Origin of the sequence: Nocardioides sp. 503, from assembly GCF_004522095.1 — a bacterium.
Taxonomy (GTDB): Bacteria; Actinomycetota; Actinomycetes; order Propionibacteriales; family Nocardioidaceae; genus Nocardioides.
In genome coordinates this window covers 471,847-498,321 of sequence record NZ_SPUI01000002.1, presented here as the reverse complement: position 1 = coordinate 498,321, position 26,475 = coordinate 471,847, and the positions used below count along the sequence as shown (strand labels likewise).

Genomic DNA, 26,475 nt, shown 5'->3' with positions numbered 1-26,475 from the left:
CCATTGACAGTCATACCTACAGTGTAGGTATGGTGAGACCTACAGTGTAGGTCCAGCGATGAGGGAGACCCGATGTTCACGTCCCAGGAGCTCGAGCAGAAGCTCGCCGAGCTGATCCAGAAGCACGACGTCCCCGGCGCCCAGTTGGCCGTCCTCGACGGCGACGCCGTCACCGAGGTCGCCGCCGGCGTCCTGAGCCTGCGCACGCAGCAGCCGACGACCCCGGACGCGCTCTTCCTGCCGGGCTCGATCGGCAAGCTCTACACCGCGACGCTGGTGATGATGCTGGTCGACGAGGGCAGGCTCGACCTGGACGTCCCGATCCGCACCTACCTGCCGGAATTCGAGGTCGCCGACCACCACGCCCGCGACACGGTCACGGCCCGCGACCTGCTCACGCACACGAGCGGCTTCGACGGCGACCACTTCACCGACACCGGCCGGGGCGACGACGCCCTCGCGAGGTACGTCGCCGGGTGCGTCGACCTGCCGCAGATCGCTCCCCCGGGGCTGATCTGGAGCTACAGCAACAGCGGCTTCTCGCTCCTGGGTCGCATCGTCGAGGTGCTGCTCGGGACGACGTTCGAGGACGCACTGCGGGAGCGGATCTTCGCGCCCCTGGGCCTGGAGCACACGGTCTCCTTCGCCGACGAGGCGATCGTCCACCCGACCTCGGTGGGCCACGTGGCCGACCCCGAGGACCCCACCAAGCTGGTCGTGAGCCCGACGTGGGGGCTGTGGCGGGCGTTCGGGCCGATGGGCTGCGCCGTGGTGGCCTCGGCCGGCGACGTCCTGAAGTTCACCCAGCTGCACCTCGACGGCGGCGTCGCCCCCGACGGCACCCGCCTGCTGGACGCCGGCCTGGCCGCCAGCATGCTCGAGCAGCAGGTCGAGCTGGTCGACGACTCCGTGCTCGGCCAGGGCTGGGGCCTCGGCTGGATCCTCGACCAATGGGGCGACGTGGCCGTCGTCGGCCACGACGGCAACTCGATCGGGCAGAACGCCTTCATGCGGGTCGCCCCCGAGCAGCGCTTCGGCTTCTGCCTGCAGACCAACGTCGACAGTGCGCTCAACCTCTACCGCGAGCTCGCCGACTGGCTCTTCGGCGACCGCCTGGGCGTCGGCCCGCGGCCCGATCCCGCCCTGCTCGACGAGGTCGCGGTGGACGAGCCCGGCCGCTACACCGGCACCTACCAGCGCGAGGGGCTCACCTTCGAGATCCGCGAGGACGAGGGGCGGCTGCTGACCACGGTCACGCCGTCCCACGGCATCGCCGAGGACCAGGGCTGGCCGCCGATGGTCGACCTGCCCCTGGTGCCGGTGGCGCGCGACGACTCGTTCATGCTCAAGCTCCCCATCGCCGACGCCGACCTGCTCGCGGCGTTCTTCAACCCCGAGGACGTCGGCGCCCGCCCGACGTACCTGCACTTCGGAGGCCGTGCGCACCGCCGCGTGTGACGACGCCCGCTGGCCGCCCGGAGGAGGAGCGAGGTCCTCCGGGCGGACCGCTCGGCACCTGCGAGGGAGGTCCGGGCCGCCCACCGCTGCCAGCGTTGAGTGTGTGATCAGACAACGCTCCCTGCCCGCTCTCACGGCGACCCTGCTCGTCGCCAGCCTTGCCACCGCCGGCTGCGCCGGGGCCGACTCCGAGTCCGGCACGGCCAGGCCCGACCGTCTCTCCGAGGGCCGCGCATCGGAGGGCGGACCGCCGCTGCCGCCGCCCGAGGAGGTCCCGGCCACCTCCGACTACACCGACCCCTTCGACACCTCGAGCCCCGCGATCTCACGGCTGGAGCCGGGCCTGCTCGACGCGCTCCAGGCGGCGGCCCGCGACGCCCGGTCCGACGGCCAGAAGATGTTCGTCACCAGCGGCTGGCGCAGCCGTGAGCACCAGCAGCGCCTCTACGACGAGGCCGTGCAGAAGTACGGCAGCGAGGAGGAGGCCCGCCGCTATGTCGCCACACCGGACGGCTCCGCCCACGTCACCGGCGACGCCGTCGACATCGGGCCCACCGACGCGTTGAGCTGGCTCAGCCAGCACGGCGACCGCTACGGGCTGTGCCAGACCTTCGCCAACGAGATGTGGCACTACGAGCTGGCCACCGAGCCCGGAGGTGAGTGCCCGGAGATGCTGCCCGACGGCAGCGCGCGCGGCTAGCGACTAACGGCGAGCCGGCTCGCGGCGGTCCAGCGCGGCGAGCACGACCGGCGCGGAGACGACGATCACCGCGATTCCGACGAGCATCAGCTCCTCGGGCGACAGGTGGCGCAGGGCCAGGGTGCTGAGCAGCGGCGCGCCGAAGCCGACGTAGGTGAGGCTGTAGAACACCGCGTTGAGGGCGCCCAGGTCGCTGGCATCCGCGAGACCCTCCACCGTCGTGAGCCCGCCGACCAGGATCAGCCCGTACGCCGTGCCGAGGAGCATCGCGGTGGGGAGCACGAGCCACGCCTGCTCGGTCGAGGCCAGCAGCAGGCCGGTCGCGAGCCCCGCGACGGCGGCAGCGAGCCCGGCGCCGATCACCAGGCGCGGGTCGCCGATGCGCCGGCCCAGCGGCTGCACCGCGACCCCGGTCCACAGCGTCAACCCGCACAGCGCGCCGGTCACCGCGACTGGCGCGAGCCCGATCTCGACGAACGTCGGAACGGTGGCGAAGGCGGTGGAGGCGGCGCCGAAGACCCAGGGGGCCGTGAGGGTGATGCCCAGTGCGAACGGGCGCGAGCGCATGGCCCGCCACACCTGCGAGCGGCGCCGCGCCTCGTCGTGGCTGCGCACGACGCTCGCCTCCGGCGCGTTCCACGCGACGGCGATGACGAAGGCCATCAGCACGAGGTGCGGCACGTAGGGCAGCACGGTCGGTGCGGGCAGCCACTGGGCCACGACGCCCGCGACCAGCGGCCCCGAGCCGAAGCCGGCCGACAGCGCGAGCGTCGCGCGGCGGGCGCCCGTGCCGGGCGGGCCGTCGGCGGACAGCTCCTTGACCCACGCCGTGCCGGGGGCGAACGCCGCTCCGGACGCGACCCCCGCGGCGAGCCGGCCGAGGAGGAGCACGGCCTGGTGGTCACCGCCGACGATGAGGACGACCGTCGCGACCACCGACAGCACGAGCACCGGGCGCATGACCTTGCGCCGGCCGATCCGGTCCGAGATGGGCGCGACGACCAGCAGCGCCGGGATGAGCCCGAGGGCGTAGGCGCCGAACAGTGCCGTGACCGCCTCGGTCGACGCGCCGCTCTCCTCGCGGTAGACCAGGAGCATGGCGGCGAACTGGTTGGCGCCCCACCCGACGGCGAACAGCGCCACCGCCACCCGCAGCCAGGCCGGCACCCGACTCGTCGCCACGCGCGCACTCTAGTGGCGCGCTCCGACATCCTCAGGGCCGAGGGTCGTGGCGGGTCCACGGCTTGTCGTCGCGCCGCTGCCCCATCCCGGCCAGGCAGCGGCGGCACACCGACGCCACGCGGTCGGCATCGCGACCCGTCGCCGGCTGCACGTCCGACCAGTCGATGTGCGAGAAGCGCCCGAGGCCGGACTTCTTGATCGGGAGGCCGCACACGGTCTGGTTGGTGCCTGGGAGCCAGGCGTGCACCTCCCCGGCTGGGCTCCGGAAGCCGTCCGGGTCGATCCAGGAGCCGGTCGCGGCCACCGCCGCCCTCCGAGGTCTCGCCATGGGCGCTGGTACCCCGCACCCGGTGGGAGCCATGCGGGCCGCTGAGCGCGCCGAACGGTGGAACGTAGGCTCTGGCGTGCCAGACCCACGTCCCCGCAGCCCAGGAGGCACCGTGCCCCACCCCGCAGCCCGCCTCCGGACGATCCTGCCCGGCTCGGGTCGTGCCGCCCTGGGGGCGACGATCGCGGGCGGCGTCCTGACCGGCCTGGCCTCGGCCCCCGAGCGCATGGGCCGGCTCCTGCGGCGGCGCTTCCCGACGGTGGCCGTCACGGGGATGACGGGGGTCGGCAAGAGCCAGCTCGCCGACCGCCTCGCGCGCCGGACCGGCGGCGAGGGCGTCGCCGAGGTCGGCTCGGCCGTGATGGAGCGGCGTACCCGTCGCTCCCACCGCCTCCAGGGCTTCCGCTTCCTCGTGGTGCCGGGCGACAACGCGGCGACGCGGCTCGGCGCGCTCGACGAGGTATTCCACGACGAGCCGGTCGACGGGGTCATCCACGTCGTCGCCAACGGCCACGCGACCCCTCGCCGCACGGCGGGCACCACCGGAGCGGCCACCGCCACCCGCGAGCAGCAGCTCGCCGCCGAGCTCGAGGACTGGGCGATCACCGCCCACCGGATCGCCTCCATGGCCGTGCGCCGCGACCGGCCGGTCTGGCTCGTGATCGCCGTGACCAAGGCCGACCTGTTCGTCGACGAGCTGGACGAGGTCGTCGAGTACTACTCCCCCGGCAGCGGGTCACCCTTCGGCGACAAGGTCGACGAGCTGCGCGCGCTGGCCGGCGGCGCCAAGCTCTCCGTCGACGTCCTCCCGGTCTCCAGCCAGGGCGGCGACCGCGGCGCGGCGATCCCGGCCAAGAGGGCCGCAGCCATGGTCGACGCGCTCGCGACCCGGCTGGCGCAGCTCAGCGGTCACGTCTGAGCGAGGGCCAGGGCGGCCGTGGCGGCCAGGTCGAAGAGGTCGTCACGGACGTCGGAGACGCTCTGCCACGAGCGGTGGTCCCACTCGGAGCCGGACAGGTCGTCCCCGCAGTAGACGACCTGGGCGAGCGACACCCCGCGGAACCGCGCGACCGCGGCCAGGGCGGAGGCCTCCATCTCGACGGTGAGGCAGCCCTCGTCGCGCCGAGCGGCCACCTTGCCCGCGGTCTCGCGGTAGGGGGCGTCCGTGGTCCACGTCGGTCCCGAGACGTACGGCGCGGACCTGCTCGTGAGGACCGCCTCGAGGACGCGTCGCGCGTCGGCGTCCGCCTCGACCCAGCGGGAGGGCGGCAGGTAGTGGAAGGACGTGCCCTCGTCGCGGAGCGCCGCGGTCACCACCACGAAGTGACCCAGGGTCAGGTCCCCGTGGAGGCTGCCCGCGCCGCCGCAGACGACGAAGTAGCGGCAGCCCGTGGCGATGACCTCCTCGAGGAGCCCCGCGGCCAGGGGCGCGCCGACGCCGCAGCGCAGCACGGCCAGCCGTCGGCCGTCGTGCTCGACCTCCAGCAGTGGGTGCGGCCCGTCCTCCCACCGGTTCTGGGCCAGGACCCTCGCCCCGCGACGTTCGACGAGCCGGTCGACCACGTCGCCGAAGAACGTGATGACGCAGGCCTCGGGCACGTCGCGCCTCGCGACGTGCGCCGAGGGTTCGATGAAGGCGCTGGGCGCGGCGTCGTGCTCGCTCAAGGGGATGCGGACGTCGACGCGTGCCTCGTCCTCCGGGTGCTCCACACGTCCCTCCAGACGATCGTGCCGTTCGGTGTCGTTCGGTGCTGATTGGACCACGCCCAGGCCTCCGACCAGCGCGGTGAGCACGGGTGATGAAGGCCGCGCGCCCGTGCGGGACTACAGTGCGCCCTCCACCCGAGAGGACCGTGCATGGCCACCGATTACGACGCATCGCGCAAGACCGAGGACGAGCAGAAGGAGGAGAGCCTGGAGGCTCGCCGCCTGACGTCAGGAGAGCAGGACAAGACATCGGGCACGGTGGACGAGGACGAGGCGGTCGTCGCCGAGTCCTATGAGCTCCCCGGCGCGGACCTCTCCCACGAGACCCTGTCGGTCGAGGTCACTCCGGAGCAGGCCGACGAGTTCACCTGCACCGGGTGCTACCTCGTGCAGCACGGGTCCCGGCGGGAGTCCCCCGGCGCCGACCTGTGCCGCGACTGCGCGTGACGCCTCAGCCGTAGCCCGCGCGCAGCACTCAGCGCTCGACGAGCGCGAACGTCGCCAGCGCGTGCACCAGGGACTTCCCGTCCTGCTCCACGTCGGCCTCGCACACCGTGAGGTTCTCGCCGCGCTTGCGCACCCTCGCGGTCACCACCAGCGTCCCCGGCTTCCCCGGGCGCAGGTAGGTGACCGAGAGCTGGCTGGTCGCCGCACCGTCGCCGTCGGCGACGCTGCGGACCGCGGCCCCCATCGTCGTGTCGACCAGGGTGGCGAGCAGGCCCCCGTGGACGGCGCCGGCGGGGTTGAGGTGGCGGTCGTCGACCTCCATCTCGAGGCGCGCCTCACCGCCCTCGGTCGTGGGGACGGGCGCGCCGACGAAGGCGGTGAAACCGGGATCGCTGTGGGTCACGCGCGCTCGGTACCCGCGACCTCTCGGCTCACGCGCTCGCTCGTTCAGGCGATGAGCTCGAGGAGGAGTCGTTCGCCGGGTGAGTAGATGTCCACGTGGCCCGGTGGGGCGGGTGCGCGGGAGCGGTAGGTGTGACCGGTCGGGGTGGTCGTCTCGACGGTATGGCGCCACAGGCTGAAGACCTGCGCCGCACGCCACCCGAGGGCCTGCTTGACGAGGTTGCACCGCCGACACAGGCCCTGCAGGTTGAACGCGGCGGTGACGCCGCCGTCCTCGTAGGCCACGACGTGGTCGGCCTCGCGGATCGGGGCGCCGCACCACGGGGTCCGGCACAGACCCAGGTCACGGGTCGCCACGAACGCGGCCAACCCGCCCGGGGCACACCGGGCGCGGGAGTCCATGCCGATCAGCTCACCGGTGCTCGGAGCCACGTAGAGCCGCCGCACCCACAACCTCGCCTGCGCAGCGGCGTCCCTGACGAACGCCCGCGCCCACGGCGCCGGCACCGGCCCGTAGCCCTCCAGGTCCGCGGCATCCTCGGAGGTCCCGAAGAAGGCGGTGTCACTCATGACCAACTTCAGCTCGACCTTCGGCGCCGCCTCGGCGGACTCGCTCGTCACACGCTCGACCAGGGCGTCGGCCATGAGCTGGCCCTGGGAGCGGGGGTCGCCCTGGGAGCGGGCATTCTTGGCGATCGTGAGCAGCACCGCGTAGACCCACACCGCCTGCTTGACCGGCAGCAGGACCCGGATCCAGCACATCGTGTCCGGCGCCGGGCGCAGCGAGACGTGCCGCTCAGCCTCCGCGCGACGGGCTCGTGCGGCGACCGCGGCCGGGTCGAGCTCGCACGCCAACTTTCTCGCGGCGCGGCTCAGACCCTGGTCGCTCATCGACGCCGCCTCCCCGTTCGCACACAAACGGGCGTCGACCTCGGCACGGTCCTCCACGGACAGGCACGCGGTCTCACGGGCCAGGATCATGGCCCGCCACTCACTCAGCCGGCCCTCCTGCATCAGACGCAACGTGTGGGGCATCTCGGCGATCAGGACCTTCCCCAGACCCAACAACCGCGCCCCCGCGTGCGGCGACTCCCGCCGCGCCAGACCGATCTGCGCCGCGACGCCCTCCCCCACCCGACTCGCACGGACCCCGGCCTCGACCTGGGCCGCACGCTGCGAAGCCTCCAGCTCCACCGCGGTCACCGCCTGCGCCGCCGACGCAGCGCACTTCAGGTCCTCCAGCTCACGCAGCAGGTCGACCCGCTCGGCGTCCGTGAGGTCGCTCGGACAGGCCGCGAGCGCGGACCGCGCCCCCCGCACCTGATCCATCAACGACTCGAACATGTGTTCGACCCTAGACCCGCCCACCGACACCCGCCCAGCGGCTCCGACGTCGCCTGTGGAGAATGCGTCATCCCGTTGACCCTCCGAGGGCCTCCGACCGCCCGACGCGGCAGGATGGTGACCTGTGGAGCACCTTGTCGATCTTGACGAACTCGCAGCCCGCCTCCGCTCGACGGTTGAACAGTGGCGCGAGCAGGCGACGGTGGGGCCGCTGACCTGGCGGGACGAGAAGGCCTCGTGGCCACAACCGATCGTCACGGACCGCACGGCCGTCGAAGTGCCCGAGTCGTTGGGAATCCGGCTGTCGCTGGAACCAGACGACGAGATGGAGTTCGTTGTCTGGACCGGCGGTTGGGCCGACGTCGTGATGATGAAGGACGGCGAAGCAGTGGACCTCTGCCCGGAGTTCAGGGACGTCGACGGTGCGTACGCGGCAGTTGTTCGCAACGTCGAGGACTTCCTGGCCTGAGGGCGGTAGTCCTTGAACTCCCAGTCGCCGAGGCGAACCCAAACACTCACCGACCTCGCCCTCCGAACGTTGCTCTCTGGCCCGGAACCGTTCGTCCCGCGTGTGTGCCGCAAGCGGTGAGCCGTGCTGACCTTGCCGTTGCCGTCGTTCTTGTTGAGTCCCGCCCGTTCGGAGTCGCGCCGCGCCTTCGCGGAGGCCGATCTCGACGCCCGCATGACGGGGATCGAATGGGGCCGCTCCGATGCCTTCCTCGACGAGCACCCCGACGCCTACAAGGACATCGACGTCGTGATGGAGGACGCCGCCGACCTGGTGAGCGTCGACCACACCCTGCGCCAGATCGTCAACGTGAAGGGCGACTAGCGAAGGTGGCACCTGGCGGCCAGGCCCTACCCCGCCAGGTGTCCCCAGCGCGGGGCCAGCTCCGCCCACGGACCGACGGCCGCGACCCGGCCCTCGGCGAGGACGACGACGCGGTCGGCCTGGGCGAGGGCGGCGCGCTTGCTCGTGGCGCCGATGACCGTGGCGCCCCGCTCTCGCAGGGCCGCCCACAGCTCGATCTCGGTGGCGGCGTCGAGTGCCGAGGAGACGTCGTCGGCCAGCAGGAGCTGGGCGTCGGCGGCGAGCCCGCGGGCCAGGGCGAGGCGCTGGACCTGGCCCCCGGAGAGGCGGACGCCGCGGTGGCCCACGAGGGAGTCGGGGCCGCCGGCGGCCTCGACGTCGGGCCGCATGCGGGACGCCTCGAGCGCCGGCAGGACGACGCGGTCGGGGTGGTCGAGGCGGACGTTGTCGGTGAAGGTGCCCGACAGCACCCGCGGCACCTGCGCGACGTGGGCGACCCGGCCGGGACGCAGGAAGGTCTCGGGGTCGTCGACGCGCACGCCGTTCCACCGGATCTCCCCCGTGCTCGTGACCAGCCCCGCGAGGGTGGAGAGCAGGCTGGACTTGCCCGAGCCCACCTGGCCGAGCAGCAGCACCAGCTCCTGGGAGCCGACGGTGAGGTCGACGTCGCTGACCCCGATCGTGCCGTCGTCGTGGACGGCGGAGACGCCGACCAGCTCGAGGATGTGCAGCGGGTCGCGGTGGTCGGGCGCGGGGGCCGGCGAGGCGCCGTGGACGAGGTCGACCCCGGCGGGCAGGTGCATCAGGTCGCCACCGCCGGCGAGCCGGCTGGTGGTCTGCATCCAGGCGCGGGTGCCCGGGGCCTCGGTGACCACCGAGCCCGCCACGCGACCGAACCAGTCGAAGCCGTTGACCGCTCCGGCGACCAGCAGCGCGGTCGCCAGTCCCCAGCCGCCCGCCACCATCACGCCCCACGCGGCGACGACGCCGCACTGCACCATGACGATGGGGACGCCGTCGAGCAGCGCCTGCACGCGGTGCTCGCGCACGGCGGCGTCGACCCGGCCGCCGTCGACCTCGCGCAGGTGCCGGTGGACGCTGGGGGTGGAGGCGGCCAGCTTGACGGTGCGCACGGAGTCGAGCGCCGAGACCAGCGACCGGCCGAACCCGGCGCGGGCCGCCGCGGACGCCGCCGCGGAGCGGCCGGCCAACGGGCGCCCGAGCGAGGAGGCCAGCGCGGAGGCCACCATCACAGCGAGGAGCACCCCGCCGGCGAGCCAGCTCTGGGCCAAGATCGCGGTCACCGCCGCGATCGCGAGGCCGTTGACGAAGTCGACCCAGCGGTCGGCGTAGCGCGCGATGCGGTCGGCGTCCATGGTGCGTGCGACGACCTCGCCGGGAGGGGTACGCCGCAGTCGGCGCTGGTCGGTCTGGCCGGCCAGGACGGCCATGCGCACGCGCAGCATGACCGCGATCCACCAGCGCGGGTAGAGGCGGATCGCCTCGGCGAGCATCAGCGGGGAGGCCACCAGCGACACCACGACGCAGAGCGTGAGCATGGTCGGGGTCTCGCCGCGCTGGAGGGCGACGACCAGGTGGCCCCAGATCCAGCCCGTGACCGCGCCGAAGGCGCCGCACAGCGCGGAGGCCAGGAAGATGACGACGCTGAGCGCCCCCCACTGCGGCTCGATCACGAGCGCCGACCAGGTGGCGCGCGTCAGGCTCGGCACCGGCTCCATCGCGGGCTGCGCCGGGGGCTCGCCCACCCTGCGGGCCGTGCCGACCTGGGTGGTCGTCGTCGCCACGGGCTCGGCCCGGTCGTCGTCGGCGGAGGCGCGCAGCAGCGCGCGGAACGGCCCGGGCGTCGTGGCAAGCTCGGCGCGCGGGCCGCGCTGCACGACGCGGCCGCCGTCGAGCACGGCGACCTGGTCGGCCCGCTCGGTGGTGGACAGCCGGTGGGCGACGAGCAGGCCGGTGCGGCCGGCGAGCAGCCGGTCGGCGGCGCGGACGACGGCGGCCTCGGTGACGGGGTCCATGCGGGCGGTGGCCTCGTCGAGCACGACGACGCTGACGTCGCGCACGAGCAGCCGGGCGAACGCGACCAGCTGCTCCTCGCCTGCCGACAGCGTCGTGCCGCCGGGTCCGAGCAGGGTGTCGAGCCCGTCGGTGAGCCCGGCGACCCAGTCGTCGAGACCGAGCTCGACCACCGCGGCGGTGATGCGCTCGCGCGGGAGGTCCTCGAAGAGGGCGACGTTGTCGGCCAGCGTGCCGGCCAGGATCTCGGTGCGCTGGGTGACGACGCCGACGGCGGAGCGCAGCGACTGGAGCTCGAGGTCGAGGACGTCGACCCCGCCGAGGAACACGGTGCCGCGCTCGGGCTCGACCGCCCGGGACAGCAGCGCGGCCAGCGTCGACTTGCCGGAGCCGGTGCGCCCGACGAGGGCGCAGGTGGTGCCGGCCGGCACCGAGAGCTCGACGTCCTGCAGGGCGAAGCGCCCCTCGGCGTAGGCGAAGTGCAGCTCGGAGAAGTGCACGTCGAGACGGCGGGTGGGCACCGGCAGCCCGCCGGTCGGCTCGCGCTCGGTGCCGAGCAGGTCGCGCAGGCGCAGCACCGCTCCGAAGCCGGCCTGCAGGTCGGGCAGGTGACGTGCGAGCTGGTCGACCTGGCCCACGAACATCGTCGTGACCAGGAACAGCGTCACGAGCTCGGCGGTGCCGAGGTGGTCGGTGCTGACCAGCGCCACGCCGAGCACGGCGGTGGCGGCGAGCACGGCGTGCAGCATCGTGCCGGTGCGTCGGGTGACCGTGGCCTCGAGCCGGAGCACGACGTCGAAGAGCTCGTGCACGCGAGCGGCGAGCTCGGTGCATCGCCGCAGCACGTGGGCCTGGCCGCCGCTGGCGCGCAGGTCGTCGCGTCCGGCGATGCCCTCCTCGAGCGCGGCGGCGTGGTCGGTCCAGGCGGCCTCCTCGACGACCTTGCGCTTCGAGATCTCGGGCAGCAGCGGGCGTACGACGGCCAGGGCCGCCCAGCCCGTGACCGGGAACAGGAAGAACGCCGGCCACCAGGTCACGCCTGCGACGATCCACAGCGGGCCGGCGCCCAGCGTGGTGCGGATCGCCATCCAGGCGCTCTGGCGCAGCAGCGTGCCGACCTCGTGGGTGTCGTCGTCGACCCGGTCGAGCACCTCGCCCACGGCCTGTTCGGTGAGCGCCGACAACGGCTGGTGCATGGCGGCGTCGAGGAGGTCGGCGCGCAGGCGCCCCTCGGCGCGGTCGATGACCCCGGCCCACAGGGTGCGGGCGGCGGTGTCGAGCACCGCGGCGCCGACCACGCAGAGCGCCAGGATGCCGACGAGCCGGCTGGACGCCTCCTCGGCGAGCATCCCGGCCACCAGCGAGCCCAGCGACGTGCCGACCGCGGCCACGCCGCACGCCACGAGCGCCGTCACGGCCACCGGGCCGCGCAGGCGTCGCCAGTCGATGGCCGCGCCGGAGGTCGGGCGGTCGAGGGACCGGGTGGTCGTGGGGCGGTCGCCGAGAGTCGTGGACATCGGGGTCGACGCTACGGGTCGGCACCGACATCCGTCGCCCCGATTACCGCCGGCCGCCGGTCCGTCCCTGAGCCGCTAGGCGCGGACCGGCTGCCCCGGGTAGGCCGAGGCGTCGAGCTCGCCGTCGCGGATGACCAGGCGGCCGGCCACCAGCAGGTGGCGCACGCCCACCGACGGCCGCGTCGGATCGGTGTACGTCGCCCGGTCGGTCACCTGGGCGGGGTCGAGCACCACCAGGTCGGCGTCCGCGCCGACCCCGAGGCGGCCCTTGCCGTGCACCGTGTCGGTGGTCTCCGCCAGCACCTGCGCGGGCAGGTAGGAGCAGCGGCGGAAGGCCTCAGGCCAGCTCCACGACCCGTGCTCGCGCACCATCATCCGCAGCGCCCGCAGGAACGTGCCGGCGGTCCGCGGGTGGGTGGTGCCGCCCGGCGGCAGCGGCCACTCGCGGGTCTCGTGGGTGCCGTCGGGCCAGGAGACCGGCATCGCGTCGCTGGCGACCATGGCGTCGGGGTGCTCGAGCGAGCGGCGCAGCAGGGCCAGGTCGCGGGGGTCGGTCTCGTCGAGGAACTCGATGATGCACGCCTCCCCCGGCGAGCCCGCCCGCAGCTCGAGCAGGCGCCCCTCGTCGCGGACCCGCTCGCCGGTGCCGACCATCACGATGCTCGACGGCCCGATGTCCCAGCGGCCCAGCAGCGCCGGCTCCAGGAAGGCCGCGCCGACAGCGGTGCTGCCGGCGCCGTAGGGGTAGGCCTCGACGGTGACCCGCGAGCCCTCCGCGCGGGAGCGCTCCAACATCGCCAGGACCCGGTCGACGTGGCGGCGCGAGGTGCTGTTGACGTGGCAGTGGTGCATGGCCGCCCCGGTCTCGGCGGCCGCGCGCACGACCTCCTCGGAGCCGTCGATCGGCGTCGTCGGGTCGGCCTCGACGAGCTCGCGCACGTGGGTGTACGTCGGCACGCCGGCGGCCGCGGCCAGGCGGGCCACCGCGACGTACTCCGCCGGGTCGATCCGCGGGGCGTAGCCCAGGAGCACGCCGATGCCGAGCGCGCCCTCGCCGATCTCGCGCTCCATCAGCGCCAGGCTCTCGGCGAGCTCGCGCGGGCTCGAGGACCGCTGCCAGTCGGGGTTGCCGAGGACCGCCAGGCTGCTCTCGAGCGTGGCGTCGGGCTCGACGCCCAGCAGCACCTGCGCGCGGGCGCCGGCCCAGGAGGCGGCGAAGCCGTAGTGGAGCGGGCGGCCCTCGGCGGCGGCCTCCGCATAGGCGCGGGCGACCGGCATCAGCCCGGCCTCGAGGTCGAGCGCCGTCGTCACGCCGTCGAACGCCTGGAGCCGCTGCCCGGCCACCGAGTGCACGTGGCTGTGCAGGTCGATGAAGCCCGGCCCGACCACGAGTCCGGTCACGTCGAGCACGATCGCGCCCTCGGGAGGCTGCAGGTCGCCCAGCGCCGCCACCCGGCCGTCCTGCACCAGCACGTCCTGCACGGTCGCCGTCCCGCCCTCCGGGTCGACGACGGTGCCACCGGTCAGCAGGACGGGGGTGCTCATCCCACCAACCTAGGTGCGCCGCCGAGCCCCTCGCTCGGGCCGGCCGGACGAATCCCGCGGCGGTCGCCTGTCCGGCGCGACAGCCTCGCCGCGGCTCAGAGCTCCTTGATCCCCCACGGGCTGCCGTAGTCGGTGAGCAGGTCGAGGAACGGCACCGCGTCGAACGACTCCGGGCCGCGCACGCCCGCGCCGCTCCAGACACCGGTGGCGAGCAGCTCGAGGGCGACCACGGGGTTGATCGCGGTCTGCCAGACCACGCACTGGTGGCCGTAGTCGCGCATCGTGTCCTCGTTGTCGACCACGTGGTAGAGGTACGTCGACCGGGGCTGCCCGTCCTTGCCCTTGCCGGTCACCCACAGGCCCGCGCAGGTCTTGCCCTTCATCCGCGGACCCACGGTCGCGGGGTCGGGCAGCACCGCGGCGACCACGTCGCGCGGGCTGACCTCGACCCCCTTGACGCGGACCTTCTCGGTGCTGTCGAGGCCGAGGGTGTGCAGGACCTTGAGGATGTTGATGAACGGCTCGCCCAGGCCGTACTTGAACGTCGCCCGCTTGCAGTCGACCCAGCGCGGCATCAGGAGCACCTCCTCGTGCTCCACGTTGACGCACTCGACGGGCCCGATGCCCTCGGGGAAGTCGAAGACCTCCGGCTCGCTGAACGGCGCGGTCGTGTGCCAGTCGCCGCCGCCCTTGCCGTCGCCGGCCCAGATCACCGGCGGGTTGAGGCACTCCTCGATCGTGGTCCACATCGAGAACGACGGCGCGAAGACCTCGTTGCCCTCGTCGTCGGTGACGACCAGGTTGGCGCCGTCGCGGGTGCCGAGCTCGTCGATCTCGCTGAACAGGTGGTCGGCGGCGTACCTCGCGAAGACGTCGGAGAGCCCCGGCTCGACGCCGATGCCCACCAGCGCCAGGCGACCGGCCTGCTCCCAGGTGTCGGCGACGGCGAACTGCTCGTCGCCGAGCTTGACGCCGCACTGCTCGTACGGCGCCTCGGGGTGCGGCCTCGACAGCGACATCGCCATGTCGAGGTAGTCGGCGCCGGCCTCGAAGGCGCCCTCGAAGACCGGCATGTCGAAGACCGGGTCGACGGCGTTCATCACGTGGGTGATGCGGTGCTCGCGGCACAGCGCCGTGACCGAGGCCGCCTCCGAGGCGTCGACCCGCGCGGCGACGTAGCGGCTGTCGGTCGCGGCGGTCCGCTGGGCCTTCACCTCGTCGTAGTCGGCGACGACGATCGTCTCGAAGAAGTCGCGCCGGGCGGCGATGGCGGTGAATGCCGCCCCGACGCCGCCGGCGCCGACCAGGAGGATACGCACGTCAGTCCTGACCGATGTAGGACATCACGTGCTTGATGCGGGTGTAGTCCTCGAGCCCGTACATGGAGAGGTCCTTGCCGTAGCCGGAGTGCTTGAAGCCGCCGTGGGGCATCTCGGAGATGAAGGGGATGTGGGTGTTGATCCAGACGACGCCGAAGTCGAGGCCCTTGGACATCCGCATGGCGCGGGCGTGGTCGCGGGTCCAGACGCTGGAGGACAGGCCGTACTCCACGCCGTTGGCCCAGCGCAGCGCCTCGGCCTCGTCGGTGAACTTCTGCACGGTCATGACCGGGCCGAAGATCTCGGACTGGATCTGCTCGTCGTCCTGCCGCAGGCCCGACACGACGGTGGGCTCGTAGAAGTAGCCCGCGCTGCCCTGACGGGCGCCGCCGGTCTGCAGGGTCGCGTGGTCGGGCAGGCGGTCGACCATGCCGGTGACGCGGGAGAGCTGGTCGGCGTTGTTGAGCGGGCCGTAGTAGGTGTCCTCGGCGTCGGGCATCCCGGTCTTCATGCCGCGGGCGGCCTCGGTCAGCGCGGCGACGAACTCGTCGTGGATGCCCGGCGCCACGAGCACCCGGGTGGCGGCGGTGCAGTCCTGGCCGCCGTTGAAGAGCCCGGCGCCGGCGATCCCCTCGGCGGCCTTGGCGACGTCGGCGTCGTCGAAGACGATGCACGGCGCCTTGCCGCCGAGCTCCAGGTGGACGCGCTTGAGGTCGCGGGCCGCGGAGGTGGCGACCTCCATGCCGGCACGCACCGAGCCGGTGATCGCGACCATCTGCGCGGTCTTGTGCTCGACGAGCAGGCGGCCGGTGTCGCGGTCGCCGCAGACGACGTTGAGCACGCCGGGCGGCAGGAACTCCTGGGCCAGCTCGGCCAGCAGCGTCGAGCTGGCGGGCGTCGTGTCGCTGGGCTTGAGGACGATCGTGTTGCCGCCGGCGAGGGCCGGGGCGATCTTCCAGATCATCATCAGCAGCGGGTAGTTCCAGGGCGTGACCTGGCCGACGACGCCCACCGGCTCGCGGCGTACCCAGGAGGTGTGGTCGGCCATGTACTCGCCGGCCGAGCGGCCCTCGAGGACGCGCGCGGCGCCGGCGAAGAACTTGAAGTGGTCCGAGGCGTAGGGCATCTCCTCGTCCATGGTCAGCCCCAGCGGCTTGCCGGTGTCCTTGCACTCGACGGCGTTGATCTCCTCGACGCGCTCCTCGATCGCCGTGGCGATCTTCAGCAGCGCGTTGGAGCGGTCCTGCGGGGTCGCGCCGCCCCAGCCCGCGAACGCGTCGGCCGCGGCGGCGTACGCGCGGTCGACGTCCTCGGCGCCCGAGCGGGGCGCCTGCGCGTAGACCTCCCCGGTCGTCGGGTCGACGATGTCGTAGCTCTCCCCCGACACGCTGTCGACGAGCTCACCGTTGATGACATTGCGGAAGGACAGGTCGGCCATGCCGGGAGCCTAGTGACAGAACAACGGAATCTGTAGGGGCACGGCGCCTCTTCCCACGGATTTCGTCGGCTCAGGCCTCGTAGACGGGGGTTCCGTCGACCCACGTGGACACGACGCGCGCGGCGCCGATCGCGTCCGGCGGCCCGGCGAAGGGGTCGTGGTCGAGCACCACCAGGTCGGCCACGGCGCCAGGGGCGAGGCGACCCGCGTCGTCGCGGTGGTTCACCCAGGCGCTGCCGGACGTGGAGGCCGCGAACGCCGTCGCGAGGTCGAGCGCCTGCTCGGGCAGGAACGGCTCCTCGCCGGCACGCCCGCTCTCGCCGTACGCCGTGCGGGTGACGGCCGTGTGGATGGCCTGGACCGGGTCGGGGGTGCTCACCGGCCAGTCGCTGCCGGCGACCAGGCGGGCTCCGGCGCGGTGCAGGTCGCCGAAGGGGTACTGCCACCCCGCGCGCTCCTCGCCGAGGAACGGCAGCGTCAGCTCGACCATCTGCTCGTCGAGGCAGGCCCAGAGCGCCTGGATGTTGGCGGCCACGCCGAGCCGGCCGAAGCGCGGCACGTCGTCGGGGTGCACGAGCTGGAGGTGGGCGACCTGGTGGCGCAGGTCGCGGGAGGCGTCGAGCCCCTCGAAGGCGTCGAGGGCCTCGCGGACGCCGCGGTCGCCGATGCCGTGGACGTGGACCTGGAAGCCCTCCGCGTCGAGCCGGGCGACGTGGCGGCGCAGCGCGGCGGGGTCGACGAAGGAGTGGCCGGTGTTGGCGGTGGCGTGCCCGCAGCGGTCGAGGTACGGCGCGAGCAGCGCGGCAGTGCCGTTCTCGGCGACACCGTCCTGCATGACCTTGACGCTGGTGGCGCGGAAGCGGCCGTGGGTGTAGGCCTCGCGCCGGGCGACCAGCTCGGCCACCTGCTCCTCGCCGCGCTCGCGGTCCCACCACAGCGCGCCGACGACGTGAGCCGTCAGGTCACCGCGCTGCGCGGCGCGCAGGTAGGTGGGCCCCGGGTCGTCCATGCCGGCGTAGGAGCCGACGATCGCGTCCTGCCAGCCGGTGACGCCCAGGGAGTGGAGGTAGGACTGGCCCGCGAGCAGCGCGCGGTAGTACTCCTCCTCGCTCGTGGCCGGGGCGTGCTGCGCCACCGCGTGCATGGCGCCCTCGTGGAGCGTGCCCGTGGGACGACCGTCGGAGTCGCGCTCGAAGCGACCGTGGGGCGGGTCGGGCGTCGCCGCGTCGATGCCCGCCAGCTCGAGCGCCCGGGTGTTGACCCAGGCGCCGTGGTGGTCGCGGTTGGGCAGGAACACCGGCCGGTCGGGCACGACCCGGTCCAGGTCGGCCGCGGTCGGGTTGCCCCCGGGGAAGGCCGACATCGACCAGCCGCCGCCGAGGATCCAGGGCAGATCGGGGTGCTCGCGGGCGTAGCCGGCGATGTGGTCGAGGTAGGCCTCGCGGTCCTCCAGCCCGGAGAGGTCGCAGCGGATCCGCTCCAGCCCGCCCTGGACGGCGTGCACGTGGGCGTCGACGAACCCGGGCGCCAGCAGCCCGCCCGCGAGGTCGACCCGCGCGGCGCCGGGGACGTCCGGAACGTCCTCGCCGAGGACCACCTGCGCGATCCGGCCGTCCCGCACCACGACGGCGCCGCGACCGGCGTACCCGGCGCCGGTGAAGAGGGCGCCGCCGTGCAGGACCGTCGTCGTCATGCGGCATGTCTAGCAGGCCGCTCCGGACCCCAGGGCAACGGATTCCGTCGAAAATGGGGCACCTGACCCCGGATCCGCTTGCTCCTGGCGCTCCGTACGCGCACCATGGTCACATGAGCATGGACAACGAGCAGCTGCAGCGCGCGGCCAAGGACCACCTGTGGATGCACTTCACCCGGCACGGGTCCTACGCCGAGGCGGACGTCCCGGTGATCGTGCGCGGTGAGGGCGCCTACATCTGGGACAGCAACGGCAAGCGCTACCTCGACGCGCTGGCCGGCCTGTTCGTCTCGCAGCTGGGCCACGGCCGCACGGAGCTGGCGGAGGCCGCTGCCAAGCAGGCCCAGGAGCTCGCGTTCATGCCGCTGTGGTCCTACGCGCACCCCAGCGCCATCGAGCTGGCCGACAAGGTGGCGTCCTACGCCCCGGGCGACCTCAACCGCGTGTTCTTCACCAGCGGCGGCGGCGAGGCCGTCGAGACCGCGTGGAAGCTCGCCAAGAACTACTTCAAGCTCACCGGCAAGCCCATGAAGCACAAGGTGGTCAGCCGCTCGATCGCCTACCACGGCACCACCCAGGGCGCGCTGTCCATCACCGGGCTCCCCCTGCTCAAGCAGCAGTTCGAGCCGCTGGTGCCCTCGACGTTCCGGGTGCCCAACACCAACTCCTACCGCGCCGACGAGATCACCGGCGGCTTCCTCGACGGCAGCGACCCCGAGGCCTTCGGCCGGTGGGCGGCCGACCAGATCGCCGTGGCCATCGAGGCCGAGGGCCCCGACACCGTCGCGGCCGTCTTCCTCGAGCCCGTGCAGAACGCCGGCGGCTGCTTCCCGCCGCCCCCGGGCTACTTCCAGCGCGTCCGCGAGATCTGCGACGAGTACGACGTCCTCCTGGTCTCCGACGAGGTCATCTGCGCCTTCGGGCGGCTGGGCCACATGTTCGGCTCGGAGCGCTATGGCTACCAGCCCGACATGATCACCTGCGCCAAGGGCCTCACCTCCGGCTACGCACCGCTCGGCGCGATGATCGCCTCGGAGAAGCTGATGGAGCCCTTCCTGGAGCCCGGCGCGATGTTCGCCCACGGCTACACCTTCGGCGGCCACCCGGTCTCCACCGCGGTCGGTCTGCGCAACCTCGAGCTCTTCGAGGAGGAGAACATCCTCGAGCACGTCCGCACCAACGAGCCGAGCTTCCGCGCGACCCTGGAGCGCCTCAAGGACCTGCCGATCGTGGGCGACGTGCGCGGTGACGGGTACTTCTACGGCATCGAGCTGGTCAAGGACAAGGACACCAAGGAGACCTTCACCGCCGAGGAGTGCGAGCGCCTGCTGTTCGGCTTCGTCTCCAAGACGCTCTACGCCGAGGGCCTCTACTGCCGCGCCGACGACCGCGGCGACCCGGTCGTCCAGCTCGCTCCCCCGCTCATCGCCGACCAGTCGCACTTCGACGAGATGGAGCAGATCCTGCGCGTCGTGCTCGACAAGGCGTACACGCTGCTCTGAGCCCCCTACTCGTGCTGCGGGAACCCCAGGTCGACGCCGGCCCGCGGCGCGTCGGGTGAGGGCCAGCGCGAGGTGACGACCTTGCCGCGGGTGAAGAAGTGCACGCCCTCGGTGCCGTGGGCGTGGGTGTCGCCGAAGAGCGAGGACTTCCAGCCGCCGAAGGAGTAGTAGGCCATCGGCACCGGGATCGGGACGTTGATGCCGACCATGCCGACCTCCACCTCGCGCTGGAAGCGCCGGGCGGCGCCGCCGTCGTGGGTGAAGATCGCGGTGCCGTTGCCGTAGAGGTTGGCGTTGACGAGCGCCAGCGCGTCGTCGTACGTCGCCACGCGCACGACCGAGAGCACCGGCCCGAAGATCTCCTCGTCGTAGACCGACATCCCCGGCTCCACCCGGTCGAAGAGGGTGGGGCCGAGCCAGAACCCGCCCGGCTCGCCGGTCGGCACGACCTCGCGACCGTCGACCACGAGCGAGGCCCCGGCGGCGACGCCGGCCTCGACGTAGGAGGTGACCTTGGCGCGGTGCTCGCCGGTGACCAGCGGGCCCATGTCGCAGCCGCGGCGGCCGTCGCCGGTCACCAGGGCGGCCATGCGGGAGGCGATGAGCGGCACCAGCGCGTCGGCCACCGGGTCGACGCAGACCAGCGCCGAGATCGCCATGCAGCGCTCCCCCGCCGAGCCGAAGCCGGCGGAGACGGCCGCGTCGGCGGCGGCCTCGAGGTCCGCGTCGGGCAGCACGACCATGTGGTTCTTGGCGCCGCCGAGGGCCTGCACACGCTTGCCGTGGGCGGTCCCGGTCTCGTAGACGTAGCGCGCGACCGGCGTCGAGCCGACGAAGGACACCGCCTTCACGTCCGGGTGCGTGAGCAGCCCGTCGACCGCGACCTTGTCGCCCTGCAGCACCGAGAAGACGCCGGCGGGCAGCCCCGCCTCCGCCCACATCTCCGCGAGCAGCAAAGAGGCCGACGGGTCCTTCTCGGAGGGCTTGAGCACCACGGCGTTGCCGCACGCGATCGCCACCGGCACGAACCACAGCGGCACCATCGCCGGGAAGTTGAACGGCGAGACGACGCCGACGACGCCGAGCGGCTGCCGCAGCGAGTAGACGTCGACGCCGGTGGAGACGCCGTCGCTGAAGCCGCCCTTGAGCAGGTGCGGCGCGCCGCAGGCGAACTCCACGACCTCCAGCCCGCGCTGCACCTCCCCCAGCGCGTCGTCGAGGACCTTGCCGTGCTCGGCGGTGATCGCCGCGGCGACCTCGGAGCGGCGGCGCGCGAGCACCTCGCGGAAGGAGAACAGCACCGCCGTACGGCGTGAGAGCGACGCCGCCGCCCACTCGCGTCCGGCCTCGGCCGCGACGGACACCACGGCCTCCACGTCGCCTGCCGACGCCAGCGCCACCTGGCGCGCGACCTGCCCGGTCGCGGGGTCGTAGACGTCGCCGAGCCTGTCGCCGGAGCCGGTCCAGCGCTCGCCAGCACGCCAGTGGGTCACCACGTCCATCGCTGTCTCCCTCATGAGTCGAATCCCAGCCCCGCCGCGTCGAGCCCGCGGAGCCACAGGTTGCGTCGTCCATCGTGACGGTCGGCCCGCTCCAGCGACCACCGGGTCAGCTGGACGCCCGCGTAGCGCACCGGCTCGGGCGGGAACGGCAGCGGCCGCCGGCGCACCATCTCCAGCGACGTCCGCTCGGTCTCCTCGCCGCCGAGCAGGTCCAGCACGACGTCGGCGCCGAAGCGCGTCGCCGCGACGCCGAGCCCGGTGTAGCCCAGCCCGTAGGCCACCCGGCCGCCCCGCGCGGTGCCGAAGAACGCGGTGAAGCGGGTGCAGGTGTCGATCACGCCGCCCCAGCGGTGCGTGAAGCCCAGCCCCTCCAGCTGCGGGAAGGCCTCGAAGAACTGGGCGGCCAGCAGCGCGTGCGTGCGGTCGCTCTGCTCGAGCTCGCGCGCGATGCGGGAGCCGTAGTGGTAGACCGCGTCGTAGCCGCCCCACAGGATCCGGTCGTCGCGCGTGAGCCGGAAGTAGTGGAACAGGTTGGCGCAGTCGCCGACGCCCTCGCGCCCGGCCCACCCGATCGACGCGAGCTGCACCGCCGACAGCGGCTCGCTCATCAGCACGTGGTCGTAGACCGGCACGGTCATCAGCCGCAGCCGCCGCAGCAGGGAGGGGAACGCGTTGGTCGCCAGCGCCACCTGCGCGCCACGCACCGATCCGGCGGGCGTCGTCACCACGACCGCCGCGCCGGCGTCGCCCAGCGCCAGCGCGCGGGTGCCCTCGAAGATCCGCACGCCCAGCTCCAGGCACGCGCGGCGCAGCCCCCACGCCAGCCGCGCCGGCTCCACGAGCGCGGTGCCGTGGGGGTCGGCCAGCCCGCCGACGTACGTCGTCGAGTCCAGCCGCTCCCGTACGGCGGTCCGGTCCAGCAGCGCGACCTCGTGGCCCGCGGCCGTCATCGCCCCGGCTCGCTCCTCGAGCTCGGCGAGCTGGTGCGGGGCGGAGGCCACCGAGAGCTCACCCGTCTCCTCCCAGTGGCAGTCGATGCCGTGCCGGGCGACGGTCTCGCCGAGGTCGCGCAGGTTCTGCGCGCCCAGCCGGTCGAGGGTGGCGAGCTCCGCGGGCCAGCGCGCCAGGCCGTTGGCGAAGCCGTGGGTGAGACTGGCCGAGGCGAAGCCCCCGTTGCGGCCGCTGGCCTCCTGCCCACAGACTCCTGCCTCCAGCACGACGACCGAGCGACCCGGGTCGCGCTCGACGGCGCGCAGCGCGGTCCACAGGCCGGCGTACCCGCCGCCGACGACGACCAGGTCCGCCTCCACCCGCCCGGCCAGGGCCGGCAGGGCCTCGGGGCGTCCGGGGTCGTCGAGCCAGAAGACCGAGCGGGCCGCCTGGGCGAGGGCGCGGGTGCCGGGCTGCGAGCTCACGCCGCGACGCGGCGCCGGTTGCGCAGCTCCATGCCCAGCACGATCGCGATCGAGACGACGAACATCAGGGTGCCGACGACGTTGACCTGCATCGGCACGCCGACGCGCTCCTGGCCGTAGACGTACATCGGGAAGGTCGTGGTGTTGCCGGAGTTGAGGTTGGTGACGATGAAGTCGTCGAAGGACAGCGAGAAGCTCAGCAGCGCCGCCCCCAGGATGCCGGGCAGCACGAGCGGGAAGGTCACGCGCCAGAAGGTCTGCATCGGGGTGGCGTAGAGGTCCATCGCCGCCTGCTCGAGGTCGTCGTCCATGCCGGCCAGGCGGGCCCGGACCGTGACGACCACGAACGACAGGCAGAACATCACGTGCGCGATCAGGATCGTCCAGAAGCCCAGCTGCCCGGCGAAGCCCGACGCCACGAAGAGCGCCAGCAGCGAGGAGCCGAGCACGATCTCGGGCGCGGCCATCGGCAGGAAGATCAGCAGGTTGGACGCCGAGCGCCCCGCGAAGTCGTGCCGCACCAGGGCGAACGCCGCCAGCGTGCCGAGCACCGTGGCCACCAGGGTGGCGAGCAGGCTGATCTGGATGCTCGTCGCCAGCGTGCTGCACAGGTCGTCGGGCGCGCAGGGGTCCTTCCAGTTGTCCATGGTGAAGCTGCCGAACTTGTAGACGTTGCGCCCACCGGGGTTGTTGAAGCTCATCGCGACGACCACGAAGATCGGCACGAACGTGTAGACGAGCACCAGCAGCCCGAGGATCAGGACGAGCCGCTCCTTGACCCAGCGCATCAGAGCAGCTCCTCGGTCCCGGCGCGGCGCACGTAGACCAGCACCATCGCCAGGATCAGCACCATCAGCAGCACCGACAGGGCCGAGGCCACGGGATAGTTGTTGGCATCGGTGAACTGCGACTGGATGACGTTGCCGATCACCCGCTCGTTGGTGCTGCCGAGGAACTGCGCGTTGATGTAGTCACCGACGGCGGGGATGAAGGTCAGCAGCGTGCCGGACACGACGCCGGGCAGGGACAGCGGCCAGGTGACCTTGAAGAAGCCGACGAACGGGTTGGCGTAGAGGTCGCCGGAGGCCTCGATGAGGCGGTGGTCGATCTTGTCGAGGCTGGCGTAGAGCGGCAGCACCATGAACGGCAGGAAGTTGTAGGTCAGGCCCGCCACCACGGCGACCGGGGTGGCCAGGAGCCGGCCGTCGTCGCCGAGGACCTGCAGCGCCTGGAGGGTGTTCACGACGACGCCGTCGTCGGCAAGGATCAGCTTCCACGACAGGGTGCGCACGAGGAAGCTGGTGAAGAACGGCGCGATGACCAGCACCAGCAGCAGGTTCTTCCAGCGCCCGGACTTGAACGCGATCGCGTAGGCCAGCACGTAGCCGAGCACGAGGCAGAACAACGTGGCCAGGGCGCCGTAGAGCAGCGAGCGCCCGAACGGGCCGGCGTAGTCGCGCACGACGTCGGCGTAGTTGCCGAAGGCGTAGTCCATCTCGTAGCCGCGGAAGTCCGAGCCCGACGGGTCGAACAGGCTGGTCGCCACCAGGGAGTAGAACGGCACCACGAAGAAGAGCAGCAGCCAGGCGGCGGCCGGCAGCAGGAGCAGGTAGCCGATGCGCCCCCGGCGCCGCACGCCCTCGCTCACTGGGCGTCCCGTTGGGCACCGGCGGTCGCGTCCTGCGCCTGGTCCAGCAGGAACGCGTACTCCGGGCGCCAGGACAGCTCGACCCGCTCGCCGGTGCGGAACATCCGGGTGCGGCCGGTGTTCTGGGAGAACACCTGCAGCTCCTGGCCCCAGGGCATCCGCACGAGGTACTGCGTGCTCACGCCCACGAAGCTCACGTCGCTGATGACCCCGCCGGGGATCGTGTTGCCGGGAGCGTCGAGCTCGGCGCCCTCCTCGCCGATCAGCACCTTCTCCGGCCGGATCCCCACCCAGCCCCGGTCGCCGTCGACGTGGCTGCGACCGGCCGGCACCGAGACCTGGATCCCGTGCATGTCGACGGTCGTGACGTCGGCGCTGCGCGACGCGACGGTGCCGGAGATCAGGTTGGACTGGCCCAGGAAGTTGGCGACGAAGGTGCTGCGGGGGTTCTCGTAGAGCTCGGCGGGCGCACCCATCTGCTCAATGACGCCGGCGTTCATCACCGCGACGGTGTCGGCCATGGTCATGGCCTCCTCCTGGTCGTGGGTGACGTGGATGAAGGTCTGCTGCACCTCGGTCTGGATGCGCTTGATCTCGATCTGCATCGCGCGGCGCAGCTTGAGGTCGAGCGCGCCCAGCGGCTCGTCGAGCAGCAGCACCTCGGGCTCGTTGATGAGCGCCCGCGCCAGCGCGACACGCTGCTGCTGGCCTCCGGAGAGCTGGGCCGGCTTCTTGCGCGCCTGGCTGGTCAGCTCGACCAGGTCGAGCATCGCCTCGACCTTGGCCTTGACCTCCTTGGCGCGTCGCCGCCGCAGGCCGAAGGCGACGTTCTCGTAGATGTCGAGGTGCGGGAAGAGCGCATAGCTCTGGAATACCGTGTTGACCGGGCGCCGGTAGGGCTTGGCGAAGGTGATGTCCTGGCCCGACAGCGTGATCGAGCCGGACGTCGGCGTCTCGAGACCGGCGACCATCCGCAGCGTCGTCGTCTTGCCGCAGCCCGAGGGGCCGAGCAGGGCGAAGAACGAGCCGCGCGGCACGTCGAGGTCGAGCGCGTCGACCGCGGTGAACCCGCCCCCGAACGACTTGGTCAGCTGGTGCAGCCGCAGTCCGTCGTACGTCGGGTCGCTCGCGGGCGCGGCCGACGCCGGCTCGCTCTGGGCATCCTCAGCCAGCTGTGACATCGGCCCACTCCCTCTCGTACTGCGCGTTCTGGCGGTCGTCGAGATCCATGAAGTCGAAGGTGTTCGACAGGAGGTCGTCGTCGGGGAAGATCAGCGGGTTGTCCACGAGCGAGGAGTCGATCTTCTCCATCTCCTCGCGGGCACCGGCGACGGGACAGATGTAGTTGACCCACGAGGCGAGCTTGGCGGCGACCGCGGGGTCGTAGTAGTAGTCGATCCACTTCTCGGCGTTGGCCTGGTGGGTCGCCTGGTTGGGGACCAGCATGTTGTCGCTCCACAGCGACAGGCCCTCCTCGGGCACCACGAACTTGATGTCGGGGTTCTCGAACTGCGCCTGGATCACGTCGCCGGACCATGCCTCGCAGGCCACGACGTTGCCGCCGGAGAGCTCCTGGAGGTAGTTGTTGCCGGCGAAGCTGCGCAGCTGCTTGTCCGCGATCGCCTTCTTCAGCAGGTCGAGGGCGTCGTGCCACTCGTCCTCGGTGAAGTCGCCGGGGTCGGCGCCGGCGACCTTGAGCAGGAAGCCCATCGTGTCGCGCATCTCGGAGAGCAGCGTGATCTTGCCCTTGAGGTCGGGGCGGGTGACGAGCTCCTCGAAGCTCTTGATCTCGCCGGTGACCGCGGAGTTGTAGGCGATGCCGGTGAGCCCGCTCTGCCACGGGGCGTGGTGCTCCAGGCCGGGGTCCCAGGGCTTGTCGCGCAGCGAGTCGAGGATGTTGGCGTGGAGCTGGGGGACGTTCGCCTTGTCGAGCGGCTGGATCCAGCCGAGCCCGATCATGCGGGCCGCCATCCAGTCGGTCATCACGATCAGGTCGCGGTCGATCGGGTCGCACGAGCCGAGCTGGTTCTTGACCTTGGCGTAGAACTCCGCGTTGTCGTTGACGTCCACGTTGTAGTCGACCTTGATGCCGGTGGACTCCCGGAAGCCCTTCCAGGTCGACTTCGGGTCCTTGCGCGGGTCGATGTAGCCGGTCCAGTTGGAGATCACCAGCGACATCTCCTCCTCCGACACGTCCCTCGCGCGGCACGAGGCCGGGTCCTGCTGGGCGCCCGGCACGGAGAAGAACGGGAGCTTGAGCGCCGCCACGCTGACGCCGGCGAAGGCGACGGCGCCCCCGCCCTTGAGCACCCCACGACGCGACAGCGTCGACCTGCGAGCGGGACCGTCCTGCGACATGCGACTCCCTCGGCCTGGCGTCATCGACCATCGGATAGTGCCATGACCAGGGGGGTCCGACAAGCGAAACCGTGGACAAGAAACCTCCCGGCAACGAATTCCCTCGTCCGCGTCGCATGCCGGAA

Annotated in this window: 23 protein-coding genes; 7 read left to right on the top strand and 16 right to left on the bottom strand. The window is 72.5% G+C overall.

The features are described from left to right. Positions 1-72 precede the first annotated feature (72 nt). Together E4622_RS03395 and E4622_RS03390 are read left to right on the top strand one after the other, a co-directional pair. Positions 73-1,458 (top strand): serine hydrolase domain-containing protein, encoded by a 1,386-nt coding sequence (locus tag E4622_RS03395; protein ID WP_134738653.1) that lies wholly within the window; start codon positions 73-75, stop codon positions 1,456-1,458. 103 nt (positions 1,459-1,561) lie between these two features. Continuing rightward, complete coding sequence (locus E4622_RS03390; RefSeq protein WP_245155859.1) at positions 1,562-2,158, top strand: M15 family metallopeptidase; 597 nt, start codon at positions 1,562-1,564, stop codon at positions 2,156-2,158. A gap of 3 nt (positions 2,159-2,161) precedes the next feature. On the opposite strand, the gene E4622_RS03385 is transcribed toward E4622_RS03390, so the two are convergent. Continuing rightward, the gene (locus E4622_RS03385; protein ID WP_134738652.1) at positions 2,162-3,340 is read right to left on the bottom strand and encodes an MFS transporter; all 1,179 of its coding nucleotides are present in this window, start codon (positions 3,338-3,340) and stop codon (positions 2,162-2,164) included. 31 nt (positions 3,341-3,371) lie between these two features. Continuing rightward, entirely contained in the window at positions 3,372-3,668 is a 297-nt protein-coding gene (locus E4622_RS03380; protein ID WP_134738651.1) for a hypothetical protein, read from the bottom strand. A gap of 112 nt (positions 3,669-3,780) precedes the next feature. Between E4622_RS03380 and E4622_RS03375 the strand changes: the two genes are divergently transcribed. Continuing rightward, on the top strand, positions 3,781-4,587 hold the full coding sequence (locus E4622_RS03375) for a hypothetical protein (protein ID WP_209021768.1): 807 nt from the start codon (positions 3,781-3,783) through the stop codon (positions 4,585-4,587). Here E4622_RS03375 and E4622_RS03370 read toward each other — a convergent pair. Further along, on the bottom strand, positions 4,578-5,378 hold the full coding sequence (locus E4622_RS03370; RefSeq protein WP_167735961.1) for a nucleoside phosphorylase: 801 nt from the start codon (positions 5,376-5,378) through the stop codon (positions 4,578-4,580). The genes E4622_RS03375 and E4622_RS03370 overlap by 10 nt on opposite strands. A 147-nt stretch (positions 5,379-5,525) precedes the next feature. On the opposite strand from E4622_RS03370, the gene E4622_RS03365 reads away from it, so the two are divergent. Further along, the gene (locus E4622_RS03365; RefSeq protein WP_134738649.1) at positions 5,526-5,822 is read left to right on the top strand and encodes a DUF4193 domain-containing protein; all 297 of its coding nucleotides are present in this window, start codon (positions 5,526-5,528) and stop codon (positions 5,820-5,822) included. A gap of 28 nt (positions 5,823-5,850) precedes the next feature. On the opposite strand, the gene E4622_RS03360 is transcribed toward E4622_RS03365, so the two are convergent. Further along, positions 5,851-6,225 (bottom strand): PaaI family thioesterase, encoded by a 375-nt coding sequence (locus tag E4622_RS03360; protein ID WP_134738648.1) that lies wholly within the window; start codon positions 6,223-6,225, stop codon positions 5,851-5,853. A 44-nt stretch (positions 6,226-6,269) separates the two neighbouring features. Continuing rightward, a complete protein-coding gene (locus tag E4622_RS03355; RefSeq protein ID WP_134738647.1) occupies positions 6,270-7,568 on the bottom strand; it encodes an HNH endonuclease signature motif containing protein in 1,299 nt (432 codons plus the stop codon). Between the two features lie 124 nt (positions 7,569-7,692). On the opposite strand from E4622_RS03355, the gene E4622_RS03350 reads away from it, so the two are divergent. Together E4622_RS03350 and E4622_RS03345 are read left to right on the top strand one after the other, a co-directional pair. Further along, positions 7,693-8,037: a hypothetical protein gene (locus E4622_RS03350; RefSeq protein WP_134738646.1), complete on the top strand. Its 345-nt coding sequence runs from the start codon at positions 7,693-7,695 to the stop codon at positions 8,035-8,037. Positions 8,038-8,190: 153 nt separating this feature from the next. Next, entirely contained in the window at positions 8,191-8,400 is a 210-nt protein-coding gene (locus E4622_RS03345; protein ID WP_280633739.1) for an RtcB family protein, read from the top strand. Positions 8,401-8,426: 26 nt separating this feature from the next. Here the strand turns inward: E4622_RS03345 and E4622_RS03340 are convergent, their stop codons facing one another. The 5 genes from E4622_RS03340 to E4622_RS03320 all read right to left on the bottom strand — a co-directional run bounded on the left by E4622_RS03340 (position 8,427) and on the right by E4622_RS03320 (position 17,925). Further along, a complete protein-coding gene (locus tag E4622_RS03340; RefSeq protein ID WP_134738644.1) occupies positions 8,427-11,930 on the bottom strand; it encodes an ABC transporter ATP-binding protein in 3,504 nt (1,167 codons plus the stop codon). A 75-nt stretch (positions 11,931-12,005) separates the two neighbouring features. Then, positions 12,006-13,475: an amidohydrolase family protein gene (locus E4622_RS03335; protein WP_134738643.1), complete on the bottom strand. Its 1,470-nt coding sequence runs from the start codon at positions 13,473-13,475 to the stop codon at positions 12,006-12,008. A 95-nt stretch (positions 13,476-13,570) separates the two neighbouring features. Further along, positions 13,571-14,794 carry a saccharopine dehydrogenase C-terminal domain-containing protein gene (locus E4622_RS03330; protein ID WP_134738642.1) on the bottom strand — a complete coding sequence of 408 codons (1,224 nt, stop codon included), beginning with the start codon at positions 14,792-14,794 and terminating at the stop codon, positions 13,571-13,573. 1 nt (position 14,795) lies between these two features. After that, positions 14,796-16,232, bottom strand: a complete 1,437-nt coding sequence (locus tag E4622_RS03325; protein WP_134738641.1) for a gamma-aminobutyraldehyde dehydrogenase — start codon at positions 16,230-16,232, stop codon at positions 14,796-14,798. 70 nt (positions 16,233-16,302) lie between these two features. Further along, positions 16,303-17,925, bottom strand: a complete 1,623-nt coding sequence (locus E4622_RS03320; RefSeq protein ID WP_134738640.1) for an amidohydrolase — start codon at positions 17,923-17,925, stop codon at positions 16,303-16,305. A gap of 119 nt (positions 17,926-18,044) precedes the next feature. Between E4622_RS03320 and E4622_RS03315 the strand changes: the two genes are divergently transcribed. Continuing rightward, positions 18,045-19,427: an aspartate aminotransferase family protein gene (locus E4622_RS03315; protein WP_209021811.1), complete on the top strand. Its 1,383-nt coding sequence runs from the start codon at positions 18,045-18,047 to the stop codon at positions 19,425-19,427. Between the two features lie 5 nt (positions 19,428-19,432). On the opposite strand, the gene E4622_RS03310 is transcribed toward E4622_RS03315, so the two are convergent. From E4622_RS03310 to E4622_RS03285, 6 genes are read right to left on the bottom strand one after another with little or no spacing between them, the layout of a single operon-like run. Next, the gene (locus E4622_RS03310) at positions 19,433-20,944 is read right to left on the bottom strand and encodes a CoA-acylating methylmalonate-semialdehyde dehydrogenase (RefSeq protein WP_245155858.1); all 1,512 of its coding nucleotides are present in this window, start codon (positions 20,942-20,944) and stop codon (positions 19,433-19,435) included. Next, positions 20,941-22,344 carry an FAD-dependent oxidoreductase gene (locus E4622_RS03305; RefSeq protein WP_134738638.1) on the bottom strand — a complete coding sequence of 468 codons (1,404 nt, stop codon included), beginning with the start codon at positions 22,342-22,344 and terminating at the stop codon, positions 20,941-20,943. Before E4622_RS03305 ends, E4622_RS03310 begins: the two co-directional genes overlap by 4 nt. Further along, complete coding sequence (locus E4622_RS03300; protein WP_134738637.1) at positions 22,341-23,132, bottom strand: ABC transporter permease; 792 nt, start codon at positions 23,130-23,132, stop codon at positions 22,341-22,343. Before E4622_RS03300 ends, E4622_RS03305 begins: the two co-directional genes overlap by 4 nt. Further along, on the bottom strand, positions 23,132-23,992 hold the full coding sequence (locus E4622_RS03295; RefSeq protein ID WP_134738636.1) for an ABC transporter permease: 861 nt from the start codon (positions 23,990-23,992) through the stop codon (positions 23,132-23,134). Before E4622_RS03295 ends, E4622_RS03300 begins: the two co-directional genes overlap by 1 nt. Continuing rightward, positions 23,989-25,173 carry an ABC transporter ATP-binding protein gene (locus tag E4622_RS03290; protein ID WP_134738635.1) on the bottom strand — a complete coding sequence of 395 codons (1,185 nt, stop codon included), beginning with the start codon at positions 25,171-25,173 and terminating at the stop codon, positions 23,989-23,991. Before E4622_RS03290 ends, E4622_RS03295 begins: the two co-directional genes overlap by 4 nt. Further along, positions 25,157-26,350, bottom strand: coding sequence for a spermidine/putrescine ABC transporter substrate-binding protein (locus E4622_RS03285; protein ID WP_167735960.1), 1,194 nt, complete (start codon positions 26,348-26,350; stop codon positions 25,157-25,159). Before E4622_RS03285 ends, E4622_RS03290 begins: the two co-directional genes overlap by 17 nt. Positions 26,351-26,475: the final 125 nt, after the last annotated feature.

Coding starts and splice junctions, on each gene's coding strand:
- E4622_RS03395 (WP_134738653.1), top strand. CDS start 73: ATGTTCACGTCCCAGGAGCTCGAGCAGAAGCTCGCCGAGCTGATCCAG.
- E4622_RS03380 (WP_134738651.1), bottom strand. CDS start 3,668: ATGGCGAGACCTCGGAGGGCGGCGGTGGCCGCGACCGGCTCCTGGATC.
- E4622_RS03365 (WP_134738649.1), top strand. CDS start 5,526: ATGGCCACCGATTACGACGCATCGCGCAAGACCGAGGACGAGCAGAAG.
- E4622_RS03355 (WP_134738647.1), bottom strand. CDS start 7,568: ATGTTCGAGTCGTTGATGGATCAGGTGCGGGGGGCGCGGTCCGCGCTC.
- E4622_RS03340 (WP_134738644.1), bottom strand. CDS start 11,930: ATGTCCACGACTCTCGGCGACCGCCCCACGACCACCCGGTCCCTCGAC.
- E4622_RS03335 (WP_134738643.1), bottom strand. CDS start 13,475: ATGAGCACCCCCGTCCTGCTGACCGGTGGCACCGTCGTCGACCCGGAG.
- E4622_RS03325 (WP_134738641.1), bottom strand. CDS start 16,232: ATGGCCGACCTGTCCTTCCGCAATGTCATCAACGGTGAGCTCGTCGAC.
- E4622_RS03320 (WP_134738640.1), bottom strand. CDS start 17,925: ATGACGACGACGGTCCTGCACGGCGGCGCCCTCTTCACCGGCGCCGGG.
- E4622_RS03315 (WP_209021811.1), top strand. CDS start 18,045: ATGGACAACGAGCAGCTGCAGCGCGCGGCCAAGGACCACCTGTGGATG.
- E4622_RS03310 (WP_245155858.1), bottom strand. CDS start 20,944: ATGAGGGAGACAGCGATGGACGTGGTGACCCACTGGCGTGCTGGCGAG.
- E4622_RS03300 (WP_134738637.1), bottom strand. CDS start 23,132: ATGCGCTGGGTCAAGGAGCGGCTCGTCCTGATCCTCGGGCTGCTGGTG.
- E4622_RS03290 (WP_134738635.1), bottom strand. CDS start 25,173: ATGTCACAGCTGGCTGAGGATGCCCAGAGCGAGCCGGCGTCGGCCGCG.
- E4622_RS03285 (WP_167735960.1), bottom strand. CDS start 26,350: ATGTCGCAGGACGGTCCCGCTCGCAGGTCGACGCTGTCGCGTCGTGGG.